The sequence below is a fragment of the Kineothrix sp. MSJ-39 genome (assembly GCF_018917935.1).
Taxonomy (GTDB): domain Bacteria; phylum Bacillota; class Clostridia; order Lachnospirales; family Lachnospiraceae; genus CAG-194.
Map to the genome: position 1 here is coordinate 306,468 of NZ_JAHLPN010000001.1, position 25,546 is coordinate 332,013.

The following is a 25,546-nucleotide window of genomic DNA, read 5'->3' on the forward strand; positions in this document are numbered from 1 at the left end:
AAAATAATTCTCAAAAAAGTGCAATGGTTTTTACTGTAATTTGTGGAGATCATAGGTGCCCATCATATTTTGCACCGCTTCAAAGCTCTCTCCGGTCGTAATGCAGACCGCATACTGGTTTCCTGTTTTCTGCGAAGTACCGTCTGCCGATACAAAAGTTTCCGACAACAGATAATAGTACATATCATTTTCCGAAATGACCGAGATCACCTCGTATTGCCGGTTTCCTTCCACGCCTTCCACATGGCCGTCCGCATCTGTCAGGCTTCCCTGCAGGATCAGTGCCTGCTTAAGCAAATTGACTGCCTGATCTGCTGAAAGCGCCAGCTCCATCTGCAGTGAATAATCTTCATATAAGATATCACTGGAATTATCGTTTTCATCATACATGATAAATGCAAAATGACTTTCTCCGAGCGGAAGTGGGATCGGTTCTGTATACAAATTGCTCTCAAAGCCCGGCTCCGAACCGTCTGTCGTATAGTATACTTGATACATATCGGACGGCGTCTCTACCTCGATCATCTGCGGCTCTGTATAGGTGCCTGCTTCCAACGATACAAACGGTGCGGAAAGCGTTCTGACATCCACTGTATATTTTTCTTCCGCCACAGCACTTGTCACGCCATATGTGTTCACATAGATTGCCTGCAGGTGATAGATTCCTGAATCTAAAATGATCGGTGTGATATATCTCGTGCTGCTCCGATCCGGTTGTCCGCCGTTTGTCGTATAGTAGATCTCTCCGCTGCCCGGTGCGATCAGCTTCACAGAAAGCATTTCGTCATAGGAACCGCCCCCCATGGAAAATTCCGGTGCATCACAGCGATATGCCACATATTTATCCAACACCGTCTGCTCTTTGCAGGAAAGCAGGAGCTGTCCGATCTTCTCATATGCTTTCTGACTCTCGTAGATCGGAACAAGCAGATCATATGCCTGTACATAGGCACTGTCTGCCGCAAGCAGTGCTTCCAGTGTCTTTTGTTCCATTTCTGTATTATTCTGTCCCGCATAAGCTTTTGCCATCATCATCCGGGCATCCGATGAGTTTGGTGCAAGTGCCGCCGCCTCTTTGGCATAGGTAAGCATCTGGACATAATCCTGCGCCTCATACATATCTTCCGCCATTTTTAACTGATACTCATAGGAAGCATGATTATTCCGATAGATCAGAGCACCTGTCAGAAATACCAGAAACACAACGACTGCGATCCCGGCACTGATTCCGATCAGAAATCTTCTTTTATGCAATTTTTTATGTTCCGATTCTGTTTGTTCTTCCCCATCTTCGGAAAGTTTTATCTCTGTTTCCGCCGGATCCGGCTTCTGCTCTTCCTGATCCAGAGGCAGTGGTACAATCTGCCGGGTATCGGCGAGGTCATCTGCGATCGCTGAAATTGTGCTTTCCAGTTTTGCATCCACCTCTGCATCATATACCGGTACAAGGAGTCGCTCCTTACCGCATTTTTCACAGAAAATCTGGTCTTCCTTCATGGGTGCGCCACAATGTGGACATTTCATATAGACATCACTCCGTTTGTAAGGCTACACTTTCTACACAGTTGTGCATCAGCATTGCGATCGTCATCGGCCCTACACCGCCCGGTACAGGTGTGATATAGCTGCAATGCTCACTTACCCTCTCAAAATCAACATCCCCGCAAAGTCCCTCTTCTCTTCTGTGGATCCCCACATCAATGACGACGGCTCCTTCCTTGACATATTCCTCCGTGATCATCTGTGGTCTGCCGATCGCTACGATCAGGATATCCGCACGCTTGCAGACCTCTTTCAGATCCTTTGTCTTTGAATGTGTGATCGTCACTGTCGCATTCTCGCGCAGCATCAGAAGCGCCATCGGTTTTCCGACGATATTGCTTCTGCCGATGATGACACATTCCTTTCCGGCGATCTCAATACCGGATCTCTTTAACAGCTGAATGATCCCCGCCGGCGTACAAGATACAAAGCCCGGCTGTCCGATACAGAGGGCACCAACGCTCTGCGGATGGAAGCCGTCCACATCCTTTTTCGGAGAGATCGCACGGATCACTGCATTTTCATCGATATGCTTTGGCAGCGGAAGCTGTACCAGAATACCGCTTATGTCCTTCCGGTTGTTCAGTTCTTCTATCAAAGAAAGCAGCTCTTCCTGCGTTGTTTCCTCCGGAAGCTCAAAGCTCTCTGATTCCATGCCCGTGTAGGCACAGGCTTTTTTCTTATTATTCACATATACGCTCGAAGCCGGATCATTGCCGACCTGTACGACCGCAAGTGTCACCGTAACGCCCTGCGCCTTCAGCGCAGCGACCTTTTCCTTCACTTCATCTTTGATCTGCTTGGAAATTGCCTTGCCATCTATAATATTCATCTGTCTCCTCCTTCTCAAGTTGTATTTATGGTCATAATCTTCGATGAATTTGCATATTCCCCGCCAGACACGCTTTCGCTCGTTAAAAAACGTAGCGGATACATAAGGGCACAAAATACGTGCCCTAAGTACCGACGTTTTTTATGGGCGGTCTGGTGTGAAACATGCAAATCCATCATACACATAGCTAAAATAATCCTGTAATTCTTCCACTCTCGTCCACATCAATTCCAAAAGCTGCCGGCTGTTTCGGAAGTCCCGGCATTGTCATGACCGCTCCTGTCAGCACGACCACAAAGCCTGCGCCTGCGGATACATACGCTTCCCGGACTGTGATATCAAAGTGCTCCGGTCTGCCTAAAAGCGACGGATCATCGGAAAGGGAATACTGCGTCTTTGCCATACATACCGGCAGATCCCCAAAGCCAAGCTCTGTCAGCTTTGCAAGCTGCTTCTTTGCTGCGGCTGTATAATTCACACCCTTTGCGCCGTAGATCTCTTTTGCGACTGTCTCAATCTTTTCTGTCAGCGGCAGTTCATCCGGATACAGCGGCTCAAAGCGGCTTTCTTTCTCTTCCAGTGTCTTTAACACCTTCTCAGCTAAGGCAATACCGCCTTCGCCGCCCTTTTCCCAGACTTCGGAAATGGCAAATTCACAGCCTCGTTCTTCACAGAACTGCTTCACAAATGCGATCTCTGCCTTGCTGTCCGTAACAAAGGAATTCAATGTCACAACAACCGGTACTTTATATTTCTGCAGGTTTTCGATATGCTTCTCCAGATTGACGATGCCTTTCTTCAGTGCTTCCACGTTTTCTGCGGAAAGCTCTGCCTTCGGAACACCGCCGTTATATTTCAGGGCACGGATCGTTGCGACCAGCACAACCGCATCCGGCTTGAGTCCCGCCTGTCTGCACTTGATATCAAAGAATTTTTCCGCGCCGAGGTCTGCACCAAATCCTGCTTCCGTCACGACATAATCTGCCATGGAAAGGGCTGCGGTCGTCGCACGGACACTGTTACAGCCGTGTGCGATGTTTGCAAACGGACCGCCGTGGACAAGGGCCGGGGTATGCTCCAGCGTCTGGATCACATTTGGCAGGATGGCATCTTTTAACAGGGCTGCCATTGCACCGACTGCCTGCAGGTCTTTTGCTGTTACAGGCTTTCCGTCCAGATCGTATGCCACAATGATCTTACCGAGGCGGTCTTTCAGATCTTCCAGATCCGTTGCCAGACAGAGGATCGCCATGATCTCGGAAGCAACCGTGATCACGAAATGGTCTTCCCTGACAAAGCCGTCTGTTTTGCTGCCAAGTCCCACAACAACATTCCGAAGGACACGGTCGTTCATATCCAGACATCTCTTCCAGACGATCTGGCGTGTATCGATGCGGAGCGCATTGCCCTGCTGGATGTGGTTGTCCAGAAGTGCTGCGAGCAGATTGTTTGCTGAGGTGATCGCATGGAAATCGCCTGTAAAGTGCAGGTTCAGATCTTCCATCGGAACAACCTGTGCATATCCGCCGCCTGCTGCACCGCCTTTGATGCCGAAGCACGGTCCAAGGGATGGCTCACGCAGTGCGATGACTGCCTTTTTCCCCAGCTTGCCGAAAGCCTGACCAAGCCCGACACTCGTTGTCGTCTTGCCTTCTCCCGCAGGCGTTGGGTTGATCGCCGTCACAAGGATCAGCTTTCCTTTTTGATTTCCCTCTATCTTTTTCAGATATTCATTCGAGATCTTTGCTTTATACTTTCCGTAAAGCTCCAGATCGTCTGCGGTCAGCCCGATCTCCTTGACTACCTCTGTGATGGGAAGCATCTGTGCTTCCTGTGCGATTTCAATGTCTGTTTTCATATTGTTCTCCCTTATGTATTTTCTGTTAAAACATTCCTTAAATTTCCTCTAAAAGCTGTTCAAACTGTTCTTCTGTCATCAGAACTTTACGCGGCTTCGTTCCCTCTTCTTCGCCGACAACCCCATAGTCGCAAAGCTGATCCATGATCCTTGCAGCTCTGTTAAAGCCAATTTTAAAGACTCTCTGCAGCATACCGATCGATGCCTTGTCTTTTTCAATAATAAAACGGCCTGCATCCGCGAAATACATATCCCGCTCATTTTCGCCGCCGCTTTTCCCTGGTGCATCACCGGAGCCATTTCCCATTGCCTCGATCTGCTGATTGACTTCATCCTGCGACTCTACATCGTTATGTTCCTTCAGATAATCAACGACATCCGCCACTTCCTTATCGGAGACGAATGCGCCCTGTACACGGACCGGCTTCGGATATCCCTGCGGATAAAAAAGCATATCGCCCTTTCCAAGCAGCTTTTCCGCACCGTTCATATCCAGGATCGTACGGGAGTCCACACCTGAAGATACCGCAAATGCAATACGGCTTGGCATATTCGCCTTGATCAGACCTGTGATGACGTCAACAGAAGGCCGCTGCGTTGCAATGACCAGATGGATACCCGCTGCTCTGGCAAGCTGTGCCAGGCGGCAGATGGATTCCTCCACCTCTCCCGGTGCTACCATCATCAGATCCGCCAGCTCGTCCACGATGATCACGATCTGCGGCAGTTTCTGCGGCAGTTCCTCGCCGCCATTTTCCGTCATTTCCTCTACCTTCTTGTTATAGCCCTTCAGGTCACGGACATGCATATCTTCAAATTTCTTGTAACGCTCCGTCATTTCACTGACGCCCCAGTGCAGTGCACCTGCCGCCTTTTTCGGATCTGTCACAACAGGCAGGAGCAGATGCGGAATACCGTTATAAACACTCAGCTCTACTACCTTCGGATCGACCATGATGAGCTTGACATCCTCCGGGGAAGCCTTATACAAAATACTCATGATCAGCGTATTGATACAAACACTCTTTCCGGAGCCTGTCGATCCTGCAATCAAGACGTGCGGCATTTTTGCAATATCCGTGACAACAGTCTGCCCTGCGATATCCTTACCGACCGCAAAGGAAAGATTGCTCTTAAAATTCTTAAAGTTATCCGACTCAAGCAGATCGCGCAGAAGCACCATGCTGTTTTCCTTATTCGGTACTTCGATACCGATCGCCGCTTTTCCCGGAATCGGTGCTTCGATTCGGATATCCGTTGCTGCCAGATTTAATTTGATATCATCCGACAGGTTGACGATCTTGCTGACCTTTACGCCCATTTCCGGCTGAAGCTCATATCTCGTAACTGCCGGGCCCTGACTGATATCCGTAATCGTTACATTGACACCAAAGGTCTTCAGCGTCTGCTTTAGCTGCAGTGCTGTTTCCTTGAGCTGCCGCTCGGAATTTTTATTGGAAGATGCCTCGCTCTTCTTTAATAAAGTAAGCGGCGGCTTCTTATACGGTCTTGGCTTCTTCGGCATTTGACTGATCTGGTCAGTTACCTGCGTATCTGTCACATTAGCTGTTCTTTGACCTGCAGGCTGCATGGTCTGCGTGCTTTGATTTCCGATCGGCTGTCCGCTCTCTGCTGCTTTACTTGCAACAGGCTTCGTTCTGACAGGAGCCGGCTCAGGTGTAAGGCCGGCGATCCGGTCAGCGCTCTCTTCAAGTGCTGCGGAAATCTGCGTCATATCAAAATCATCCGGTGCGGATTCCATGACCTGCACCTTGTGTTCTCTGTTGTAAACAGGCTGTTTTGCCGGTTTCTTTTCCGGCTTTTCCATTGCAGATATATCCTCTGTTTTTGCCTGCTGAACCGGTTCAATTCCTTTGATATGTATTTTTTCGATCTCATCCATATCCTGCACTGCAGGCGTCTCTTCTATATGCAGTTGTCTGACATCCAGACTTTCTTCCGCCGCAGAAACCGGCTTTGCCTCTGCCTTTTTCGTCTTCTTCGGTGCTTTTAGGGTCGTTGCATCCGTAATACCGCTGACCTTATTATCCATCCGCAGGCTTTTTTCTTCCTGTCTGCGCTTTTCTCTTTCTGCCCGCTCCTGCATTCTGATCTCGCGTTCCTGCATTCTCTGCTCACGCAGGATCTCATTGCGTTCGATGCGGTTTTCCACATCTTCCCTGGCACTGTCATAGACATGTCTGCCCGCGCCCGCTAACTGCCGGACGATGGACTTCTCCGTCAGAAGCACCAGACAGAGCATCATCAGGATCAGGACAAGCGCGATCGTGCCTACCATACCGATCGTTTTCGTCAGTCCCCTTGCCAATGCGCTGCCAATGACGCCACCCGCCATTTTGTGGGCATTTGCATAGCTGTAATAGGAAGCTGCAGTGCTTCCCGCATTCTCGATCCCGCCGATCAGTGCTGCCACTACCTCAAGATCCAGAAACAGGAAAGTGCCTGCCAGCAGCTTGATCGTCGCCACACGGTTGCCAAGATTCAGTATCAGGAATAAAATGCCCAGAAACAGAATGGGCGGTGTGATATAGGCAAGGATTCCGAAAACGCCGAACATAACGGCGCTTACTGCGTCTCCTGCCTTACCGATCAGATGAAAATTAGATAAAAACAGAAGGATCGTCACTGCAATCCCAAGAAGCAGGATCACCTCATCCTTTACTTCTGTGCTGAAGCTGTCCTGTTTCTTTCTCGTATTTCGTTTTCTGTTTGTTGTTCTCTTACGTCCGGAAGCAGTCTTTCTACCTCTTTGCGTTGCCATTTCTTTCACTCCGGTTCTATAAAATATCTTGCATGATATGCATAAAATTCATTATAACATTCTTTTTTTGAAATGTCATCCTTCACTTGTTTCGTCGATCATCTCATGCAACTTTGCCATAGCTTCTTTCAGTCCACCCACCGCGTCGATCAGACCGTAAGTCACTGCCTTTGGTCCTACCACAAGGCTTCCGACATCTTTTGTCAGCATCTTTGTTTCCATCAACAACTTTTCAAAGGTTTTCTGCGGTATATTGCTGTGTGTGATCACAAATCCCGTGATACGGTCCTGCATGGATTTGAAATAATCATAAGTCGCAGGTGTTCCGATCACCATTCCGTTCATGCGGACCGGATGGACGACCATTGTTGCGCTTTCCACAATAAAAGAATAATCTGCCGATACTGCGATCGGAACGCCGATCGAATGGCCGCCGCCCAGTACCAGAGATACTGTCGGTTTACTTAAAGAAGCAATCATTTCCGCGATTGCCAGTCCGGCTTCCACGTCGCCTCCCATGGTATTTAAAATGATGAGAACGCCGTCAATCTCACAGGAATCCTCTATCTGTGCAAGCTTCGGGATAATATGCTCATATTTGGTCGCCTTTGTATTCCCGGAAAGCACATCGTGTCCTTCGATCTCTCCGATGATCGTGAGCAGCTCGATCCTGTGATGCTGTCTGTTCTGCTCCAGACTGACTGCACCTGTTTCTTTGATCAGCTCCGCTTCCTTCTGCTTTTCTTCCGCATCAGACTCTTTTACGCGCTTTCTCTGCTGCGCCTTCTTTTCGTCCTTTTCATACTTATCCTGTTTTTTTGTTTTTCCTATATTTCCCTGATTGCCCATCTGCATAACCTCCGCTCTTTTTTATGCAGTATGCGCAATTTGTTTTCATTTTATAAATAATGCCCATGAGGTATCTTTACTGTAACATAAAAGATCTGTAGAATACAATTCTTCTACAGACCTTTTATATGTTTGGCACTATATTATTTTTTACAGATATTTTTTCTGCATGCACTGACCGGAAACCAGCTGCAGCCTTCACAGATATCGGCGAGCATCTCTTCCGTCATTTTGGCATCGATCTCCCGGATCAGCTCCTGATAGGAATACTCCTTCTCTTCCAGTCCGAAATAATCAACCACCTTCTGATCGAAGCGTTTTACTTTCTCCTGCGTGTCACAAAGATCTTCACCCTCTTTGTGTGGACAGCAGGAACAAAGTGTATCTGTTGAGAAAGTCAGCGTGATCTTTGTACCCGGCTGATTTCTGAGTGCATCAACCACTTCATCCATATGGGATACGAAGCCCTCGCTGTATCCTTTTCCCGAATAGCCCTGTGTACAGAGTAAATGATGAGGTCTTAAATAGATCATTTACGGATACCCGGGACTGCACGTCTGACCGCAAAACCAATGATCGATGCCAGTATTGCTTTTATAATTGCAGTTGGTATAAAAGGCAGTACACAGGCTGTAATACCGACCATCACACTGCTGTGTGTCAGCAGACAGAACATGATCACACCTACTACATAGTTCACAACAGTTCCTGCTACAAGTGCTACGACAAATGCGCCCTTAAATGCTTTTCTGTGCTCTACACCGAAACCGATGATAAATGCCATCAGCGGGAAGGAAATTAAGAATCCGCCTGTCGGTCCGACAAACTTATCAAAACCGCCTGAGAAATTGGCAAGTACCGGAACGCCGACTGCACCAAGCAGTAAATAAACAATACTGGAGATCGTAGAAAGCTTTGCGCCTAATACGACTGCTGCCAGTGTAATGGCAAATGTCTGCATGGTCATCGGAACACCCATTGGCATCGGAATGGAAATCTGTGCCATAACAGCGATCACTGCTGTAAATAAACCAACATAACAGATCTCCTGTATACTGAACTTTGATTTGCTCTTTTTCTGTGTTTTTGCTTCTGTTACTTCACTCATTGTGTTTCTCCTCCTGTATGAATCATCATGTCACCTCTAGCATTAAACCACAAAGCGTTTCAATTGTCAACCTGTATTTCATCTTTGGTTGACAATTCGTTTTTTAACCAAAAACCTGTAGTTTCTTTTCCCCCGTATATGTTATACTGTAAGCACCAAAAATAATTTCCGTATTATTAAGAAAGGAGCCTGTTATGTTTCAATCCATCGAACGTAAACATCCTCATTTTTATCAGTATTTTCGTATTATGATCGTGATCGCAGCCTCTATTCTCTATGCCTGGAATCTCTGCTGCTTTGCCAAGGCTGCCAACCTGTTTCCGGGCGGTTTTTCCGGCGTCTCGCTTCTGCTCCAGAAGATCGGGCTGACTTTTTTCCATGTCCAGATCCCATTTTCTCTTTTTAATATTGTACTGAATCTGTTTCCGGCTTATATCGCCTACCGTTATATCGGAAAACGGTTTACCCTGTATTCCATTCTGGTGATCTTTTTATCCAGTATTTTCGTGGACATCCTGCCCCAGTATATTTTTACGCAGGATATCCTGCTGATCTGTATTTTCGGCGGCATGTTGAACGGACTTGCCATTGCCCTCTGTTTAAATGTCGGTACAACAACAGGCGGTACGGATTTCATCAGCATTTATCTGTCCCAGCAAAAAGGGGTGGATGCCTGGAATTATATCCTGACCGGAAATGTTATCATGCTGGTGATCGCCGGTGCGCTGTTCGGCTGGAATATCGCACTGTATTCCATTATCTACCAGTTCTGCAGCACACAGGTTATCCAGATGCTTTATAAACGCTATCAGAAGGAAACACTGTTTATTATTTCCGATCATGCAGATGAGATCTATAAAGTGATCAAAGACACAACAAAACATGACGCCACTTTATTCCGCGGCGTCGGCTGTTATGAAGAAAAAGAAAAGAAAATGCTTTATTCGGTTATCAATACAGATGCCAGAAGACATCTGATCCCACTGATCAGGGCGATCGATCCGCACGCCTTTATCAATGTAGTCAAAACAGAAGAACTTGCAGGCCGTTTCCATGATATTCCAAACGACTGATCTATGGAGCTATTTGCATTCTTCAATATGGCTGAAGCTCCATGCATGGATATTCAGCTCCACGATCGCGGAACCGCAATATTCACAGAATTTAGCTCCCAGGGATGAAATCGGAGCTCCACAATTCGGACAGTTGATGCCAAGTGCCCTGTCCGATTCTTTTTCTACGATCTCCCGGTTCTGGATATAGATCAGATCTGTATTAAATCTGGTCTGGTATGTATATTCCGTACTGCCTTCCGTGATTCTGCCTTCCGCATTCTTTCTGTAATGCATGCAGGCAAGAGAAGTCTGGAAGGTAACAACGCATCTGCCTGCATTCTTTTTGTACTGGCTGATCTCTGTCCGGTGGATCCTGATGTCGTCATACTGCTCGATCAGATTCTGATCCGAAAGCATTTGCAGATGGTGGGAAAGCTGATCCTGCAGCTCCTGATTCCCTTCTTTTAGTAAGCTGCTGTTATTCTGGTCGATCGCACGCAGATACGATACCAGCACATCTTCTGCCCTGTTTTTCATTTCATCGTATGTAAAATCCGGAAAATCCGCTACGATCCGCGGCAGAAGAAGCGATGTCATCGCATTGACGGATTTCGGCGTTGTCGCATATTCCTGCTTCATCTGCTGTGCTGCTTTTCTGATATCATCCGTTCCAAACAGATCCCGTGTCACTTCTTTTGCTTTCTTTTTTGCCAGAAAGATCAATATATAGATGGTCAGTATAATGACAAGTATCAGTACAAGTATGATAATACTCTTCATGTTCGTTCTCCGTCTCTCTCATTTTATTCCAAACCCGGCTGCTCCATCATTTTACAGTTCCGGCTGTAATTCCGTCTGCAGCTCATCTGCGATCTCTTCCAGACATGTCAGAAGCAGTGGATTAAAAGCACCGCATTCACCGTCTCTGATCATCTGCATTGCTTTTTCATGGGAAAATGCCTTTTTATACACACGTTCGCTTGTCAGCGCATCATAAACATCCGCAATCGATACAAGCTGTGCGGAGATCGGTATCTCATCACCAACAAGACCGTCCGGATATCCTTTTCCGTCATAGCGTTCATGATGCCACTGGCAGATCTCTATGGCAATCTGCAGCAGTCTTTCATCCTGGTACCGCGGCAGATTCCGCAGCATATCCGCACCGATCGTCGTATGTGTTTTCATGGTTTCAAACTCTTCTGCAGTCAGTCTGCCAGGTTTATTTAAGATTGCCTCATCAATACCGATCTTACCGATATCATGCAGGGCAGACGCCGTCTCGATCAGACTGCGTTCCTGCCAGAGCGCCGGATACTTATCTGTCTTCTGTACGATCTTGTCCAGCAGAAGCTGCGTGATCTTGTTGATATGGATCACATGCATTCCGCTTTCCCCATTTCTGAACTCTACAATATGACTCAGAATATCGATCATCATACGGTTATTCTTTTCTTTTTCATTGATATGCGCCGTCACAAGAGACACAAGACGTCTCTGTTTTGCATACAGCTTGATCGTGTTGAACACTCTCTGGAATACGACCTTTGCATCAAACGGTCTGTTAATATAATCCGAAACACCCATTTCATAAGCTCTGCGGATCACCAGATCTGCATCTTCACTGGAGATCATAATGACCGGGATATCCTCGATCCAGTGATTCCGGTTCATACGGGACAACACTTCAAAGCCGTCCATAACAGGCATCATGATATCGAGAAGAACAAGCGAAATACCTGTGCCCTGCTGCTGCAGGATCTCCAGACATTCACTGCCGTTTGTCGCCTCCAGGATACGATAGTCCTCACAGAGCATTGCAGACAGGATCTCGCGGTTGATATCGGAATCATCTACGATCAGGATCTGCTGTTTTCCCTGCTCCTGCTCTGCTTTGACGGTAGCATCTTTCTCTTCCATGACCGCATTGTGTTCCGTCACAACCCGGTTTTTCTGATTTTTTGCCTGATACATCAGCCGGTCTGCTCTGCCTACCGCGTTTTCGATCGGTTCCTCTCCTGCGATCACACCACCGATACTGGCAGAAAGCTGAAGTCTGGCATACCCCGGTACCTCTGTTTCATACACTGCCTTACAGATCTTTTCCAGCAGCATATCCATTTCTGCTTCCCCGATCTTGGGAAGTACCATCAAAAATTCATCCCCGCCATAACGGATCAGTGTATCCTCTTCTCGCATATTACTGCGGATCACATTTGCCGCAGTTACAAGTGCCATATCTCCTGCCTGATGTCCGTAAACATCATTGTACAGCTTAAAGTCATCCAGATCGACGATCACCACACCTGCCCCCGGCATATTTACTTCCTTGACCGAATCCTCAAAATATCTTCTGTTATGCGCACCTGTCAGCGCATCCTCATACAGCTTATCCGTATAACCGGTCAGCTGATAAACAAGCTTTTCGCTTCCCTGGGAATCGATCAGGGAATCAATTTCCAGTTGTTTGATCATTTCCATCACATACGGCTCATGATCGATCTCCACATATCTTGCATAGACCTGGTACAGAGAAGTGTCCACATATTCCAGTTTAACTTTCATTTTTCTCTGCATCGCTGCTTTTCTGGCAATACAGTTTTCACAGCGCCTGTCTTTTTTCCAGAAGCTGTAGCATTTACAGCCGTCCGCATCTCCCTGAAAGCCTTCCGAAAACAGCCCTTCTATGCTGATCATGCGGACCACGTCAAAGATCTGCCGCATGGCTGCCACATTTTCTTCCACTTCCTGCATTGTCAGATTATTTTTTATTTCCATTCTTTCACCTGTACCATTCTATTCTTGTTTATCGGGTTGCTGCTGCATTTTTTCTTCCAGCCAGTCACACAGCGCAGCTCTTGCATCCTGCGGGATCAGAAGCTGACTGATCTTCTGCCTTTCCGCATCCTCTTCCCGCAGCAGTTTATTCACAGCCCGTTTCAGCTGCAAAGCAGGGTGCTTTACTGCAATGCTCATTCCGTTCTTTGCGAAAAAGTGCATATTTTTTGTCTCACAGCCCGGAATAGGCGCAATCTGGATATAGGGGACATGGATCACCGCCGCCTCTGTGGAAGAAAGGCCGCCCGGTTTTGACAAAAACAGGTCACATGCCCGCATATAAAGCGCCATCTGCTTTGTCCGATGCAGAAGTACCAGTTCTTCCCCATAAGTTGCCTGCAGCTTATCATACAGCCTGTCATTACTGCCACACACTGCAATGATCTTTCCCTGTTTTCCGCTGTTTTTTAAGTAACGCAGCAGATTTCTGATCGTCTCTTCAATATTCCCGGCTCCGATACTGCCGCCTGTCAGCAGGATATATACAAGATCTTCCGAAAGTCCCAGTTTCTTCCTTGCCTGCTGTTTTGTCAGCTGTGTATCACATGCCATTGCGACCGGAATGCCAAACGGAAGGATCTTCTCAGCAGGAATACCTCTTTTTCTGAATTCCGCTATCTGTTTTTCCCCCGGTACGACATAATAATCACAATCCGTTTCTTCCGTAAACGGAATACAGGTATAATCTGTGGCAATAAAAACAGACAAAGGCAGTTTATCTCCTTGTTTTTTCAGGTAAGTGATCAGCTCCGCCGGATATAAATGCGGCATCAGGATCACATCGGTCGGATGCTGCCTCAGATACACACGCAGTTTTTTCGCCACTCTGATATTGGCATAATAAACCGGGGATTTACCGGGCACGCATCTGACAACAGAACCAAGTGAATACACCACACCAAACATGTGTGGCATCCGCTGTACCATTCTGACATACAAAGCCCCGATCTCCTCTGCCAGCTTATGGCTGACCAGTTCATACGGATCCATCATTGTCACATGATGTCCTCTTTTCTCCAGTTCTCCTTTTACTGCCGCAGCCGCTGCATTATGTCCGCCTCCCGTGCTGCAGGATAAGATCAATGCTTCCATAACAGTTTCACCTTACATCCTTCTCTTTCTTCCGTGCTCAGATGCATTCTGAGACAAACCACTGCCGTGATCATGCAGCCTGCCAGCTTATAGACCGGATTTTTCCCCAAAAGCAGCAGATACAGCATCATGCATACATAGGTCATGATCGTCCTGTAATAATGCGGGCTGATCCGGATCACAAGAGAAAACAGGATAAAAAAGGCTGCCAGTGTCAACGCCGGTCTGAGATCCGGGAACAGACCGAGCAGACTGCCGAATGAAACCGCAATCCCTTTTCCGCCGTGAAAATGATGATAAACCGGGAAAGCATGTCCGATCACAGGGGCCGTCATCACAAGTGCAAGACCGGCCGGCATATGGATTCCCAGTCCGGTCGTTACCCATATGCAACCAAATACCGGTAAAAATCCTTTGGCAAGATCACCGGCAAGTGTCAGAACCCCACACCAAAATCCGCCTTCCATAAAGGCATTCGCCGTGCCCGGATTCTGATCTTTTGTTCCCTCCAGAATATCTTTATGCTTCAGCATACGTCCCCAAAAAGGTGCAAACAAAAAACTTCCCGTCAAATATCCAATGATTGAAAAAAATATATAAATACTGATATGTCTCGACTCCTTTACTTTATGTCCGGGACCGGATCTGACACTGCCGCAATGCATCGATCAGCTTTTCAGCTGTGATCGGTTTTGCCAGATGTGCATCCATCCCTGCTTCCCTACACTTTTTAATATCCTCTAAAAATGCATTTGCCGTGATCGCTATGACCGGTACCGTTGCTGCATCTTCCTTTGCCAGCTTCCGGATCTCTCTTGTCGCAGCATAGCCATCCATTACAGGCATCATCACATCCATTAAAATTGCCTGATAGGTATACGCCGGCTTCTCCCGGAACAGATCCAATGCTACCTTCCCGTTTTCCGCCGGATCTACCGTGATCTGTACATCCTCCAGAATCGTCTTTGCAATCTCACGGTTCAGATCATTATCCTCCACAAGCAGTACATGCATCCCCGTCAGATCAACCTGTTCTTTATTTTCACTGTCTTCCCCACAAGTATCTGCAGATGCGATCCTGAATGGGATCCTGACAGTGAAGGTACTTCCTATCCCCGGCTCACTTTCAACGGCAATAGTGCCATCCATCCTGTCGATCAGCTTCTTTACGATCGCCATACCAAGCCCCGTTCCCTGATAGCTGGATCTTGCACCATGATCTGCCTGTGTAAACGGTTCAAATATATGTCGTAAAAACTCCTTCGACATTCCGATTCCCGTGTCCGAAATAACCACCTGATATACGACCGTTTCCCCATCACTCTGTACAAAAGCTGCTTTACAGGATATACTGCCTCCCGGTTTGTTATATTTTACCGCATTACTCAGAATATTCAACATGATCTGTCTGACATACAACGGATTTCCATACACATACGGATATTTGAACTGTGCGCTGCAATCTTCACACAATACAGTAATACCGGCCTCTGCCGCCTGCATTTGTGTAATTGTCAGTACTTCTTCCGATAGTGCATGAATATCAAATACTTCCTGTTCCATTTCAACGTCTGTATCTTCCAGCCTGCTCATCTGGAGCACATCATTGATCAGACTGAGCAGATGGTTGGCTGCCACTTTTGCCTTTGCACGGTTTGCATGCATCAGCTCTATATCCTTATCATGTCTGTCATTGATCTCGATCATTCCCAGAATTCCGTTCAACGGAGTCCGGATATCATGTGACATCCGGGACAAAAATTCCGATTTGGCAGCATTGGCACGTTTTGCCTCCATCACTGCCTTTTCCATTTCCCGCATCTGTTGTTTTTCTTTCTGTACCTGCTCTTCTACATTGCGCAGTCCGATCACGACACAGCCGGGATGCTCTGTTTCATCGCTCAGTACTACATTGGCTTCCACACAAAACGACTCCTGTTCCTCTCTGTGGCAGTTAAAACGGAGCGTACAATATTTGTTTTTCTCCAGATTTTTCAGTAAATTCTTTCGTTCAAAGCAATCACTGAACCGCTCCTTATCCTCTTCCCGCACAAAAGTATCCGCATATAGATGCATTGCCGTGTCATACGCTATCACACCACCGGAACTGAGCTGTTCAAACATATCCTCATATCCGTCTTCAAGCTTTCTGATCTGCACGCGGTCATGCAGAAGATCCCCATATAAAACGGACATATAATATTCACCGAGAACCTGTGCTGCAGACTGATTTAATAAAAGCTCCTGCTGTGCCTTTTCCAGATCTGCCATTGTTTTCTTCAGTCTTTCATTTTCATCCTCTGTCTGCCGGCTCCTTTCCAGCCGTCCTATCTGCAGTGCATAGATAAAAAAGATCGTACTGTAGATAATGGCTGCTCTTCCCACGCTTCTGACATTAAATACAGCCTCCAAAAACATTGCCAGAAACAGATACACCACAACCAGCAGCATGATTCTTTTTTCCAGTTTTGCCTCCAGAAAATGCCCCCTGATCACATAAACGGTCAGAATGATCAGATAGATCATAGTGGTAATCTGGGAGATATAGCCAAACGGACCTCTGTGAAACTGGTTGGCTGCATCATAGGAAAAAGCGATATCCGAAAAAAATGCGGAACAGGTCAAAAAGAACGTCAAAAGCACAGGAAGAATCAGCAAAGCTTCCCTTCGCCAGTTTTTCTCCCTGTGCCGAACAACTTTTATAAACGAATATGCCAGAAATGACCGCAGTGTATATCCAAGTACCGATAGGAAAATCCTCAGCTTTGTCGGATGTGGCAATATTGCTGTATAAAGTTCCAGATTATAAGCGGCAAGCTCCAGAAACTCCAGCAGCCATATTACGGAAAAAAGTTTTTTCTCCCATTGCTTCATCGTATCATTCTTTGCCAGAATAACTCCCAGAAACGCCAGCCCGACAAGAGGTGCAAAATTATATGTGATCATCTCATTTACAGACATCTTAAAACCTCAACCTTCCCCATCAACATGGCTCGCTGATACCGCTTCGCGATGCCTGTTTTCTTTACGATTATTTCATTATACATGGGAAAAGTTTTTATTTCAATGTCTGCACCCAAATTACTTCTTTTCGTCCAGTAAGATCACACCCTGCGGCGGATTATGGTCGATCGCGCCCACGATCGGATGTGGTACATAAGCTTCTTCCAGATACGCAATATCTTCTGCCGTCAGGCTGACCGCAAATGCGCCCGCTGCATCATCCAGATACCTGGTCTTTGTCGCACCGATGATCGGAGAAGCGACCCCTTTTGCCAACTGCCATGCGATCGCAATCTGCGACATGGTACAGCCATGCTTCCCGGCAAGTTCCTGCACACGCTTTACGATGACCATATCTGCTTCTTCCATACGATCATACTTTCCTTTTGCCACACGGTCTGTCTTTCCTCTGAGAGAATCCGACTCCCAGGTCGGACGTGCCAGATGCCCTGCTGCAAGCGGGCTGTATGGCATCAGTGAAACGCCCATCTGTCTGCAGATCGGAATAAGCTCTCTCTCATCTTCTCTGTACAGCAGGTTATAATGGTTCTCCATTGCCGCAAACTGCGTCCAGCCATGCTCCTTTGCTGCAAGCTGCATATTGTAAAACTGATAGCCGTACATGGCAGAGGCTCCGATCGCACGTACCTTTCCTGCCTTTACGAGCAGATCCAGCGCTTCCATCGTTTCTTCAATCGGCGTTTCGTAATCAAAACGATGAATGATATACAGATCCAGATAGTCTGTTCCCAGCCGTTTTAACGTACCATCTATTTCCCGCAGGATCGCCGTCTTAGACAATCTGCCTTCATTAAAGTAAACCTTGGAAGCAATAACGACGTTTTCTCTTTTTGTCAGTTTACGGATTGCTTTTCCCAGATATTCCTCACTTGTTCCTGCTGAATAGCCGTTTGCCGTGTCAAAGAAATTGATGCCAAGTGACAGTGCATGTCCTATGACCTTTTCACTGTCTGCCTCATTTAATGTCCAGTCATGCATCGTTCCTGCCTTGCCGAAGCTCATACAGCCCACGCACAATTTAGAAACGGTAATGTCTGTATTACCCAGTTTTGTATATTCCATCCTGTTCTCCCTCGTATCCTTTATCTGCTTTATGATTTTGCCCTATTGGTCTTCTGCTGCTTTATTGACACAGTTTATCGCATTTAGGCTGCGCGGATAGCCTATGTAAGGCAGACATTGTGAAACAACTTTGATCAGAAATGCTTTATCGTTTCCCATGTTCATATTCCCCTTTGCATGTGCGATCAGCTGTGGTTCACAGCCACCCTGTGCCAGCAGAAAACAGAATGTGATCATTTCTCTCTGTGCCAGTGTCAAGCCTGTCCTCGTATAATAATCGCCAAAGCAGTTGGATGCAAGCCATCTGTTGATATGTCCTGCTTTCCATGCTTCCTTCATATGCTCGCCGAAAATATCTGCCTGTGCCTGAATGCCCTTCTCCAGACGATCCTCTGTTGTCGTTGTCTTCTGGCTTTCCAGCGGAAGCGAAATATGCTCCTTCTCCAGTTCTTCATTGACAAGCATCAGAAACGGAAGCATTCTGCCAAATCCCAGATAATCCGTTGCCTGATATACGATCTCTTTTACCTCGACAGGGGTTACGCCGGCTTTCAGTGCCTTTGGCAGCAGCATTGCAAATGCTTCTTTTGACTGACTGCCGATCAGTGTTGCAAGGATCGCCATATATCTGGTTGGCTCTTCCAGCGTCTGTCCTTCTTCCTTTGCGACCTCTTCTGTAAAATAAGTAAACCGGTCCATAAATTCCTGATCTGTTTCATTCAAATTCATTTCTCTGTTCTTCCTTTCTGTCCGTTTTACGATCTCTGCTTTTCATTTTTATAGCGCAGAAAATCAATATTTTCCAGACATTTTTCCTGCCTGTGGATTTCAGCAAGCGTCTGCTCCCGCTTACGGTTCAAAAGCGTTCTGCAGGCGGCCACCCCATCACTTCTTTGGTGCAGTCTCATATATTCCTTTACTTCTTCGTCCGTAAATCCACTGTCCAGCAGCATCACGATCCGGCTCAGTCTGTCCAGATCCTCCTGCTGATACTGATACGGTTCGTTTTTGTTAGCTTTTGCTAACTTCTGATCTGATTTTTCCGTGCGGCCTGGTGCAGTCTCTTCCGTAAAGCTTCCTTCTTCATATCTGATAAGCACATCCTCTGCGATCCGGTAATGTTCCGCAACTTCCGCTCTTATCATAATGCCTGATAAGCCTCATCGCTGACAGGCTCACACCATTCGTTTGATGTATTTTCTCCCGGTACTTCCACTGCAATATGACTGAACCAGGAATCTGCCTTTGCACCATGCCAGTGCTTTACTTCTGCCGGAATTGTAATGACAGTTCCCGGTGTCAGGCTGACTGCTTCTTTTCCTTCTTCCTGATACCAGCCTTCTCCGGCTGTACAGATCAGAAGCTGTCCGCCGCCTTTTGTTGCATGATGGATGTGCCAGTTGTTACGACAGCCCGGCTCAAATGTGACGTTTGCCAGAAAAACGGCTGATGCGCCCGGTGTTGTCAGTGGTTTTAAATAAGAGTTTCCGATAAAATACTGGGCATATGCTTCATTTGGAGCACCAATGCCAAACTGATCCTGTTTTTCAAATTCTTCTCTGCTTGTTGTTTTCATATTGTTTCCTCCATTTCTTCTTTGAATCCATAAGTATGTAGAATGATAAAATAGAATGTGCCGTAGCACATTCTCGCGCCGAGTGCGGTCGCTTGCGACATATTTCATCTTCGCACGAGTGCGCATTCTTGCTATACTAAAGGTGTCCTTTCAGACACCTTTAGTATAGCAGTATATTTATTTTCATGTCTAATACCTATTGTTTTGTATCAGAAATGCTTTCGCGGCATATCTCTTCTTTTGCCATTTGTAAAAAAGACTCAACCGCATTCGATACGACCTGATTTTTCCGCCATACAAGTACAAATCCTGTTTCCAGCCTCGGAACAAGCGGAATGAATTTCAGATGCGCATAGGTCACGCCGATCTGATAACAAAGAGCAGCTCCCATATGATGACGCACCATGGCTGCTGCATTGTTCAGCAGATTATAAGTCCCTGCGATCTGTATCTGTTCAAACAGATCTCCAAACCAGCTTTCCAGCTCACTTTTTACGATCGTCCTCTTCGTCATGAAAAGCGGTACGGATAAGAGATCCTCCGGTGTTACCGCCTCTTTTTCCGCCAGCGGCATATCCTCTGCCACCAGGATACCCCAGCGTTCCTTCTGCCTTAAGCGGATAAAATTATACTTAGATATATCTACAGGCTCCGATAAAAGCCCGATATCGACCAGCCCCTTATCCAGCCGTTCCTTGACATCATCCGCATTCGCCGTATACAGCTCATACTGCACCTGCGGATACATTTTCCGGAAGCGTTCCATATAGCCCGCCAGATCATCCATGCATCTGGCTTCTCCGCAGCCAAATACAATTTCACCGGCAATTTCCTGCTGCTTTGCAAACTCCCGCTCCGTCCGGTCTGCCAGTGTGACGATATCCTGTGCATGCTTTTTCAGGCGCATGCCATCCTCTGTCAGCATGATATTATGGCTACTTCTGTTAAACAGTTTACAATTAAGCTCCTCTTCCAGCTGCTGCAGCTGTCTGGAAAGCGTTGGCTGTGTGATGTGCAGCTGTTCCGCTGCCCTTGTGATATTCTCTTCTCTTGCTACCATCAAAAAGTAGCGTAATACCCGAAGTTCCATCTGCCATCCTCCACATCTGCCGCCCTTTGCCTATCATAAATGATCCATGACACCTTTGATGCTTTCCTCATGATAAATGTCCTCATAGCTTCAATTTTCGTTTTAAATGCTTTCCGTCATACTTTGGAAAGCATTATAACATTAAAGTTAACTTTAGGGGCAAGCGGACATTTTCTTTCTTTGTTTATCTGCCCAAAGCAATGTCAGTGCGATCAGCGTTCCGCTGATTGCACCGCCTATTATATCCGAAGGATAATGCACCCCTACATACAACCGGGAAAAGCCGATCAAAAAAGCCAGCAGCAAAAGAAAGCTGCTGTAGCGCTTTGGCAGCCTGCAAAACAGTACAACCGCAGCTGCAAAAGAACTGGCTGTATGTCCTGACGGGAAAGAATAATCCCGCTGCGCACCTACCAGCGTATGTAGTCCGTCGATCACCTCATAAGGTCTCGTCCTTGCTATAAGGTTTTTCAATAAAAGATTATTGAACAGATAGGAAAATGCCAGCGCAAGAAGTGCCAGCATTCCCGTTTTTCTTGTCTTTTTCGGAATCAGCAGACCTACGGATAATAAAATCCATATCATACCGCCGTTTCCGAGTGTCGTAATCCAGATCCATACCGGATCGAGCCAGTCTCTGCGCAGGTATTCCTGTACCCAGAGCATGATCCCGCTTTCCATTGTTATCATTGCCTGCAGCATAAAAGCTCCTTACTTATTTGTTTTCTTTCATTTTGTCATAATATGCCTTATATCTGTATATTGTCCTCTCACTGACATGATTTCTTTTCGCAATATCCACCATGGTCATTCCCTCTTCATAACCATTCACAAAATCATTATAAATAGCCTGCCACTTGGCATTATGCTTCTGGCGTCCGCTCATCTTTCTGTTTTTGTAATATGCCAGTTCTTCCCGCAGTTCCTCATTTTCCCTTTCCAGCTCTGCGATCCTGATAAATGCATCGTCCAGTGTTTCTATCTTTCTCATAATGAAAGCCTCCCAAATTGTCATTTTCGATTTGTCTGTATTATAAATGCTTCCGCCGGTTTAGTCAATCTGGTTTTGTCACATCATTGATGCATGATAGAACAAAAAAGCGGGATCTGCACCAGACAGACTCCGCTTTTTCATCATCTCTGAACCACATGGTTCTGCTTTATTGCCTCTCTTCCATATGATTTTACTCTTTTACATCCACTTTTAACATTCGATATCCGATGCCAACATGCGTCTGAATATAAGATACGGAAGCTTTCTCATCCTCAAGCTTTTTTCTGAGAGTTGCCATAAAAACACGAAGCGAAGCAACATTACTGTCCCATGCACTTCCCCATATTTTCTGTGTTATATATTTATGGGTCAGTACCTTTCCTGTATTCTGTGCCAGGAGACACAAAAGCTTATATTCAATCGGCGTAAGTTTTAACTCTTCATCCGCTTTATATGCGCACCCGGCAGCATAGTCAATCCTGAGTTTACCATTGGTATATACGGATTTCTCATTTATATCACTATCGGATTTCAAAAGCGCAATTCTCCGTTGCATGACACGTAATCTGGCAAGAAGTTCTTCTACCGAAAATGGTTTTGTAAGGTAATCATCTGCTCCCGCATCAAGCGCTTCTATCTTATCTTCATCCTCACTTCTTGCACTTATAACTATGATAGGCATATTAGACCATTCTCTTATCTTTTTAATAATCTCAACCCCATCGATATCCGGAAGCCCCAAATCAAGGAAAACAACATCCGGATTATAACTTGAAGCCTGTAAAATAGCCTCTTCTCCATTTTTCGCAAGCAAATATTTATATTCGTGTGTTTTTAAGGTTGTTGCAATCAGGTTTCTGATCGGTGGATCATCTTCTACAACCAATATCTGAAATTTATTCATTTATTTCAACATCTCCCTTTTTCAGATAGAAGGTAAATATACAACCATGTGGCATATTATCCGTTATATCTATCTTTCCTCCGTGCGCCTCTACTACTGACTTACACAAAGCCAGTCCCAGTCCCATGCTGCGCTTTCCGTCTGCAACCATATTCTGCCCGGTATAAAACATATCAAAGGCATGTTCTTTTGTTTTTTCATCCATACCGGGACCATTATCTGCAATACTTACATATATCATTTCGCCCCTGTCTCCGTAACTGATCCGTATCAGTGAGTCTTTCTGTGTATACTTTATTGCATTATTCACAAGATTGATAATAACCTGAATAATCAGTTTAGCATCCATATTGGCAACAATAATATCTTCCGGCTGAATTACTCTAATGTCATGCTCAATCTTATTTCTGTCAACATGCTTTATTGCTTCCTCCACAACATCATCCACTACTTCCAGAGATTTATTTAACTGCATCTCTCCGTTTTCAATTCTTGTAACGGAAAGAAGATTTTCCACAAGTTGAATCAGCCATTCAGAGTCATCATATATGTCCGAAAACATCTGTTCTCTTGTCGCGTCATCCAGCATCTTATAATGATTGCAAAGATTACTTGCATTTCCTGATATAGATGTTAGGGGCGTTCGAAGATCATGGGAAATAGTGCGTAACAAATTTGCTCTTAGTTTCTCATTTTGAGCCATAATTGCCGCTTCTTCTTTCGCTTTTTCATTATTCAGATTTTCTAATGCCAATGCACACTCGCCAAGGATAGACAACAAGATACTGTATTCAAAAGAGCTGACCGTTTTTTTCTCCACATAAATCCCCAGGATTCCATATACAGTTTCATTGATCCGCACTGCAAGATACAGGTATTTCGCATCTGGAAATACCTTTGTGGTTGCACCTGCTCTCTTTTTATTTTCAAACACCCATTTGACAACTTCTTCCTCGGAATTGTCCATACAAACACTGTTATTTTTTTCTGCATCCCTTGCATAAACATATTCTTTTCCCAATCTGTTATTTTCTACCGGATATATAATGACATCCTTATCCAGTAACAAGATCACCTGATTTGCCATTACCTGTAATACATCATCATAACTTCTGCTTTTCTGAAGTAACTGATTAGTGTCAAATAATACCTTTGTCCGGTATGCTCCTCTGGCAGATTCTCTTGCATTGTCTTTTAACCGATAGGCCAAAGATCCGGTAAGAAGAGACGCGATCAGCATGATAACAAAGGTAACAGAATACCCGGGTTCATAGGCATGAAATGTAAATCGCGGTTCCGTAAAATAATAATTAAAGAAAAGGACACTGCAAAAAGAACTGATCAGACTACAAAAATGGCTTCTGGTCAGTATTGCATTTATCAATACACCAAGTATATATACTGTTATAATGTTAGACTCTGTAAATCCCAGCCTGCTAAAGACCAGGCAAAGCAAAGTCATCACCAATAACATACCCGCAGTAATCACTATATCCTTCCATGTCGGTATGATCTGCTGTGCAAGACGTTTCCCTTGATTTTCTTTTATATTTGCTTTGGAATCCGGAATAATATAAATGTCTATATTAGGTGCAATTGAGATCAGCTGCTCTGTTACGGTCTGTTTATCCCAGAAATGATATCTTCTTGTATTACTTCTGCCAATAACAATCTTTGTCACGCCTGATATTCTTGCAAATTCCGCTATCTGAAAGGATATATTCTCTCCGATTACAGTTGTAATTGCCGCACCCAAATCTTCTGCATATCGAATATTGTTCTGCAGACGCTTCTGTTCTTCAGCCGGCAATAAATCTTCTTGGGATTTTGAAACATAAAGAGCAGTAAACTGTGCATGAAAGGCCATTGCAAGCTTTGCTGCCTCATCGATTATTTTCCGGTTTGTGGGTGACGGAGATAAACAGACCAGAACATGTTCCATTTGTTTACTCATTATAGTTTCACCCCCTGCTTAGTATAGTTTCCTTATTATATCACCGCCTGTCAATGATTGATACCATTGTTTTCCCAATTCATATCCTTTAAAATAATTTCAAAATTCGGATGTTTCTTTCTGAATATATCAATTTCTTTATCAATCTCCATCAATGGTAAATCTCCGGACAATATAACAGAAGAAGGCTCTTGCATTTTAATTTCTTCTCTCATCCGATTTTCATTTCCGGAAATAAATTGATCTACTTTTTTCATAATATAAAACCCAAATATAAAAAATGGAAGAACACTTGCAAGTAATGCTATATTCGTCAATCAAACCGCCCCATTTCATATACGAAAACATTTCTGAATTGCCTTGTGCTCCCCTAATACAAGAAGTGTCTGTCCTTCACAAAATATGCAATCCGGTGTCAGCGTAAGATTCATATTTCCGTTTTCCTTAATTGCCATGATATTAATCCCATATTTTTGTCTGATATCCACATCTCGTATGCATTTACCAATCCATTCCTTAGGCAGCTTAACCTCAAATATTGCATGATTATCGTCCAGCTTTATATAGTCCAGAATATAATTTGAGGTATACCTGATGGCTGTCCATTTAGCAATCTGTTTTTCCGGATTTACAACCTCATCAGCTCCATTTCTTAATAAAAATTTTGCCTGCACTTCCCTGTTTGCTCTTGAAACCACCATCTTTCCGCCCAGCTCTTTTAATAATGAGGTGGTTTCCAATGAACTTTGAAAATCATTACCTATTGTTTCTATACATGCATCAAAATTATTGATGCCAAGAGATTTTAAAAAACTTTCATTTGTACTATCCCCTATCAATACATTAGTAACATATGGAAGTGCCTCATTCACTCTGTCCTCATTCTTGTCCACTGCCATTACCTGATGTCCAAGTTCATGAATCTGTTTTGCTATCATCATTCCAAAATTTCCCAATCCAATTAATAATATTGATTTCATAATCTA

The 25,546-nt window shown here is 45.3% G+C and carries 24 protein-coding genes; 1 reads left to right on the top strand and 23 read right to left on the bottom strand.

Annotation, left to right across the window (positions count from 1 at the left end; all coding sequences use genetic code 11):
• Positions 1-30: 30 nt before the first annotated feature.
• From KQI22_RS01440 to KQI22_RS01470, 7 genes are all read right to left on the bottom strand, one after another.
• Entirely contained in the window at positions 31-1,524 is a 1,494-nt protein-coding gene (locus KQI22_RS01440) for a chitobiase/beta-hexosaminidase C-terminal domain-containing protein (protein ID WP_216550293.1), read from the bottom strand.
• Positions 1,525-1,531: 7 nt separating this feature from the next.
• A complete protein-coding gene (gene folD / locus KQI22_RS01445) occupies positions 1,532-2,374 on the bottom strand; it encodes a bifunctional methylenetetrahydrofolate dehydrogenase/methenyltetrahydrofolate cyclohydrolase FolD (RefSeq protein WP_216550294.1) in 843 nt (280 codons plus the stop codon).
• Positions 2,375-2,561: 187 nt separating this feature from the next.
• Positions 2,562-4,232, bottom strand: a complete 1,671-nt coding sequence (locus tag KQI22_RS01450) for a formate--tetrahydrofolate ligase (RefSeq protein ID WP_216550295.1) — start codon at positions 4,230-4,232, stop codon at positions 2,562-2,564.
• 37 nt (positions 4,233-4,269) lie between these two features.
• Positions 4,270-7,014 (bottom strand): FtsK/SpoIIIE family DNA translocase, encoded by a 2,745-nt coding sequence (locus tag KQI22_RS01455; protein ID WP_216550296.1) that lies wholly within the window; start codon positions 7,012-7,014, stop codon positions 4,270-4,272.
• 75 nt (positions 7,015-7,089) lie between these two features.
• A complete protein-coding gene (locus tag KQI22_RS01460; protein WP_216550297.1) occupies positions 7,090-7,863 on the bottom strand; it encodes a ClpP family protease in 774 nt (257 codons plus the stop codon).
• Between the two features lie 143 nt (positions 7,864-8,006).
• On the bottom strand, positions 8,007-8,396 hold the full coding sequence (locus KQI22_RS01465) for a DUF1284 domain-containing protein (RefSeq protein ID WP_216550298.1): 390 nt from the start codon (positions 8,394-8,396) through the stop codon (positions 8,007-8,009).
• The gene (locus KQI22_RS01470) at positions 8,393-8,971 is read right to left on the bottom strand and encodes a biotin transporter BioY (protein ID WP_216550299.1); all 579 of its coding nucleotides are present in this window, start codon (positions 8,969-8,971) and stop codon (positions 8,393-8,395) included. The genes KQI22_RS01465 and KQI22_RS01470 overlap by 4 nt, the downstream gene beginning before the upstream one ends.
• A gap of 194 nt (positions 8,972-9,165) precedes the next feature.
• Between KQI22_RS01470 and KQI22_RS01475 the strand changes: the two genes are divergently transcribed.
• Entirely contained in the window at positions 9,166-10,044 is an 879-nt protein-coding gene (locus tag KQI22_RS01475) for a YitT family protein (protein ID WP_216550300.1), read from the top strand.
• Positions 10,045-10,053: 9 nt separating this feature from the next.
• Here KQI22_RS01475 and KQI22_RS01480 read toward each other — a convergent pair whose 3' ends face one another.
• From KQI22_RS01480 to KQI22_RS01555, 16 genes are all read right to left on the bottom strand, one after another.
• A complete protein-coding gene (locus KQI22_RS01480; RefSeq protein WP_216550301.1) occupies positions 10,054-10,806 on the bottom strand; it encodes a zinc ribbon domain-containing protein in 753 nt (250 codons plus the stop codon).
• Positions 10,807-10,857: 51 nt separating this feature from the next.
• Positions 10,858-12,804 (bottom strand): diguanylate cyclase domain-containing protein, encoded by a 1,947-nt coding sequence (locus KQI22_RS01485; protein WP_216550302.1) that lies wholly within the window; start codon positions 12,802-12,804, stop codon positions 10,858-10,860.
• 18 nt (positions 12,805-12,822) lie between these two features.
• Positions 12,823-13,956 (bottom strand): MGDG synthase family glycosyltransferase, encoded by a 1,134-nt coding sequence (locus KQI22_RS01490; protein WP_216550303.1) that lies wholly within the window; start codon positions 13,954-13,956, stop codon positions 12,823-12,825.
• Entirely contained in the window at positions 13,944-14,564 is a 621-nt protein-coding gene (locus KQI22_RS01495; protein ID WP_334299602.1) for a glycerol-3-phosphate acyltransferase, read from the bottom strand. The genes KQI22_RS01490 and KQI22_RS01495 overlap by 13 nt, the downstream gene beginning before the upstream one ends.
• 19 nt (positions 14,565-14,583) lie before the next feature.
• A complete protein-coding gene (locus KQI22_RS01500; RefSeq protein ID WP_216550305.1) occupies positions 14,584-16,902 on the bottom strand; it encodes an ATP-binding protein in 2,319 nt (772 codons plus the stop codon).
• Between the two features lie 135 nt (positions 16,903-17,037).
• Complete coding sequence (locus KQI22_RS01505; protein ID WP_216550306.1) at positions 17,038-18,042, bottom strand: aldo/keto reductase; 1,005 nt, start codon at positions 18,040-18,042, stop codon at positions 17,038-17,040.
• 42 nt (positions 18,043-18,084) lie between these two features.
• Positions 18,085-18,771 carry a carboxymuconolactone decarboxylase family protein gene (locus KQI22_RS01510; protein ID WP_216550307.1) on the bottom strand — a complete coding sequence of 229 codons (687 nt, stop codon included), beginning with the start codon at positions 18,769-18,771 and terminating at the stop codon, positions 18,085-18,087.
• Positions 18,772-18,797: 26 nt separating this feature from the next.
• The gene (locus tag KQI22_RS01515; protein WP_216550308.1) at positions 18,798-19,187 is read right to left on the bottom strand and encodes a MerR family transcriptional regulator; all 390 of its coding nucleotides are present in this window, start codon (positions 19,185-19,187) and stop codon (positions 18,798-18,800) included.
• A complete protein-coding gene (locus KQI22_RS01520) occupies positions 19,184-19,618 on the bottom strand; it encodes a cupin domain-containing protein (protein WP_216550309.1) in 435 nt (144 codons plus the stop codon). The genes KQI22_RS01515 and KQI22_RS01520 overlap by 4 nt, the downstream gene beginning before the upstream one ends.
• Before the next feature lie 196 nt (positions 19,619-19,814).
• Positions 19,815-20,708, bottom strand: a complete 894-nt coding sequence (locus KQI22_RS01525) for a LysR family transcriptional regulator (RefSeq protein WP_216550310.1) — start codon at positions 20,706-20,708, stop codon at positions 19,815-19,817.
• A 153-nt stretch (positions 20,709-20,861) separates the two neighbouring features.
• Entirely contained in the window at positions 20,862-21,410 is a 549-nt protein-coding gene (locus KQI22_RS01530) for a phosphatase PAP2 family protein (protein WP_253293454.1), read from the bottom strand.
• Positions 21,411-21,423: 13 nt separating this feature from the next.
• Entirely contained in the window at positions 21,424-21,699 is a 276-nt protein-coding gene (locus KQI22_RS01535; RefSeq protein ID WP_216550311.1) for a helix-turn-helix domain-containing protein, read from the bottom strand.
• A gap of 193 nt (positions 21,700-21,892) precedes the next feature.
• The gene (locus KQI22_RS01540; protein WP_216550312.1) at positions 21,893-22,606 is read right to left on the bottom strand and encodes a response regulator transcription factor; all 714 of its coding nucleotides are present in this window, start codon (positions 22,604-22,606) and stop codon (positions 21,893-21,895) included.
• Positions 22,599-24,560, bottom strand: a complete 1,962-nt coding sequence (locus KQI22_RS01545; protein ID WP_216550313.1) for a DUF4118 domain-containing protein — start codon at positions 24,558-24,560, stop codon at positions 22,599-22,601. Before KQI22_RS01545 ends, KQI22_RS01540 begins: the two co-directional genes overlap by 8 nt.
• A gap of 50 nt (positions 24,561-24,610) precedes the next feature.
• On the bottom strand, positions 24,611-24,877 hold the full coding sequence (locus KQI22_RS01550) for a hypothetical protein (RefSeq protein WP_216550314.1): 267 nt from the start codon (positions 24,875-24,877) through the stop codon (positions 24,611-24,613).
• A gap of 15 nt (positions 24,878-24,892) precedes the next feature.
• Positions 24,893-25,540, bottom strand: coding sequence for a potassium channel family protein (locus KQI22_RS01555; RefSeq protein WP_216550315.1), 648 nt, complete (start codon positions 25,538-25,540; stop codon positions 24,893-24,895).
• Positions 25,541-25,546: the final 6 nt, after the last annotated feature.

Bases quoted from the DNA above. Each gene is read 5' to 3' on its own strand.
- KQI22_RS01505 (WP_216550306.1), bottom strand. From the start codon at position 18,042: ATGGAATATACAAAACTGGGTAATACAGACATTACCGTTTCTAAATTG.
- KQI22_RS01555 (WP_216550315.1), bottom strand. From the start codon at position 25,540: ATGAAATCAATATTATTAATTGGATTGGGAAATTTTGGAATGATGATA.
- KQI22_RS01510 (WP_216550307.1), bottom strand. From the start codon at position 18,771: ATGAATTTGAATGAAACAGATCAGGAATTTATGGACCGGTTTACTTAT.
- KQI22_RS01460 (WP_216550297.1), bottom strand. From the start codon at position 7,863: ATGGGCAATCAGGGAAATATAGGAAAAACAAAAAAACAGGATAAGTAT.
- KQI22_RS01480 (WP_216550301.1), bottom strand. From the start codon at position 10,806: ATGAAGAGTATTATCATACTTGTACTGATACTTGTCATTATACTGACC.
- KQI22_RS01465 (WP_216550298.1), bottom strand. From the start codon at position 8,396: ATGATCTATTTAAGACCTCATCATTTACTCTGTACACAGGGCTATTCG.
- KQI22_RS01475 (WP_216550300.1), top strand. From the start codon at position 9,166: ATGTTTCAATCCATCGAACGTAAACATCCTCATTTTTATCAGTATTTT.
- KQI22_RS01540 (WP_216550312.1), bottom strand. From the start codon at position 22,606: ATGAATAAATTTCAGATATTGGTTGTAGAAGATGATCCACCGATCAGA.
- KQI22_RS01485 (WP_216550302.1), bottom strand. From the start codon at position 12,804: ATGGAAATAAAAAATAATCTGACAATGCAGGAAGTGGAAGAAAATGTG.
- KQI22_RS01455 (WP_216550296.1), bottom strand. From the start codon at position 7,014: ATGGCAACGCAAAGAGGTAGAAAGACTGCTTCCGGACGTAAGAGAACA.
- folD (WP_216550294.1), bottom strand. From the start codon at position 2,374: ATGAATATTATAGATGGCAAGGCAATTTCCAAGCAGATCAAAGATGAA.
- KQI22_RS01535 (WP_216550311.1), bottom strand. From the start codon at position 21,699: ATGAGAAAGATAGAAACACTGGACGATGCATTTATCAGGATCGCAGAG.
- KQI22_RS01450 (WP_216550295.1), bottom strand. From the start codon at position 4,232: ATGAAAACAGACATTGAAATCGCACAGGAAGCACAGATGCTTCCCATC.
- KQI22_RS01440 (WP_216550293.1), bottom strand. From the start codon at position 1,524: ATGAAATGTCCACATTGTGGCGCACCCATGAAGGAAGACCAGATTTTC.
- KQI22_RS01500 (WP_216550305.1), bottom strand. From the start codon at position 16,902: ATGATCACATATAATTTTGCACCTCTTGTCGGGCTGGCGTTTCTGGGA.
- KQI22_RS01530 (WP_253293454.1), bottom strand. From the start codon at position 21,410: ATGCTGCAGGCAATGATAACAATGGAAAGCGGGATCATGCTCTGGGTA.
- KQI22_RS01470 (WP_216550299.1), bottom strand. From the start codon at position 8,971: ATGAGTGAAGTAACAGAAGCAAAAACACAGAAAAAGAGCAAATCAAAG.
- KQI22_RS01490 (WP_216550303.1), bottom strand. From the start codon at position 13,956: ATGGAAGCATTGATCTTATCCTGCAGCACGGGAGGCGGACATAATGCA.
- KQI22_RS01525 (WP_216550310.1), bottom strand. From the start codon at position 20,708: ATGGAACTTCGGGTATTACGCTACTTTTTGATGGTAGCAAGAGAAGAG.
- KQI22_RS01515 (WP_216550308.1), bottom strand. From the start codon at position 19,187: ATGATAAGAGCGGAAGTTGCGGAACATTACCGGATCGCAGAGGATGTG.
- KQI22_RS01545 (WP_216550313.1), bottom strand. From the start codon at position 24,560: ATGAGTAAACAAATGGAACATGTTCTGGTCTGTTTATCTCCGTCACCC.
- KQI22_RS01520 (WP_216550309.1), bottom strand. From the start codon at position 19,618: ATGAAAACAACAAGCAGAGAAGAATTTGAAAAACAGGATCAGTTTGGC.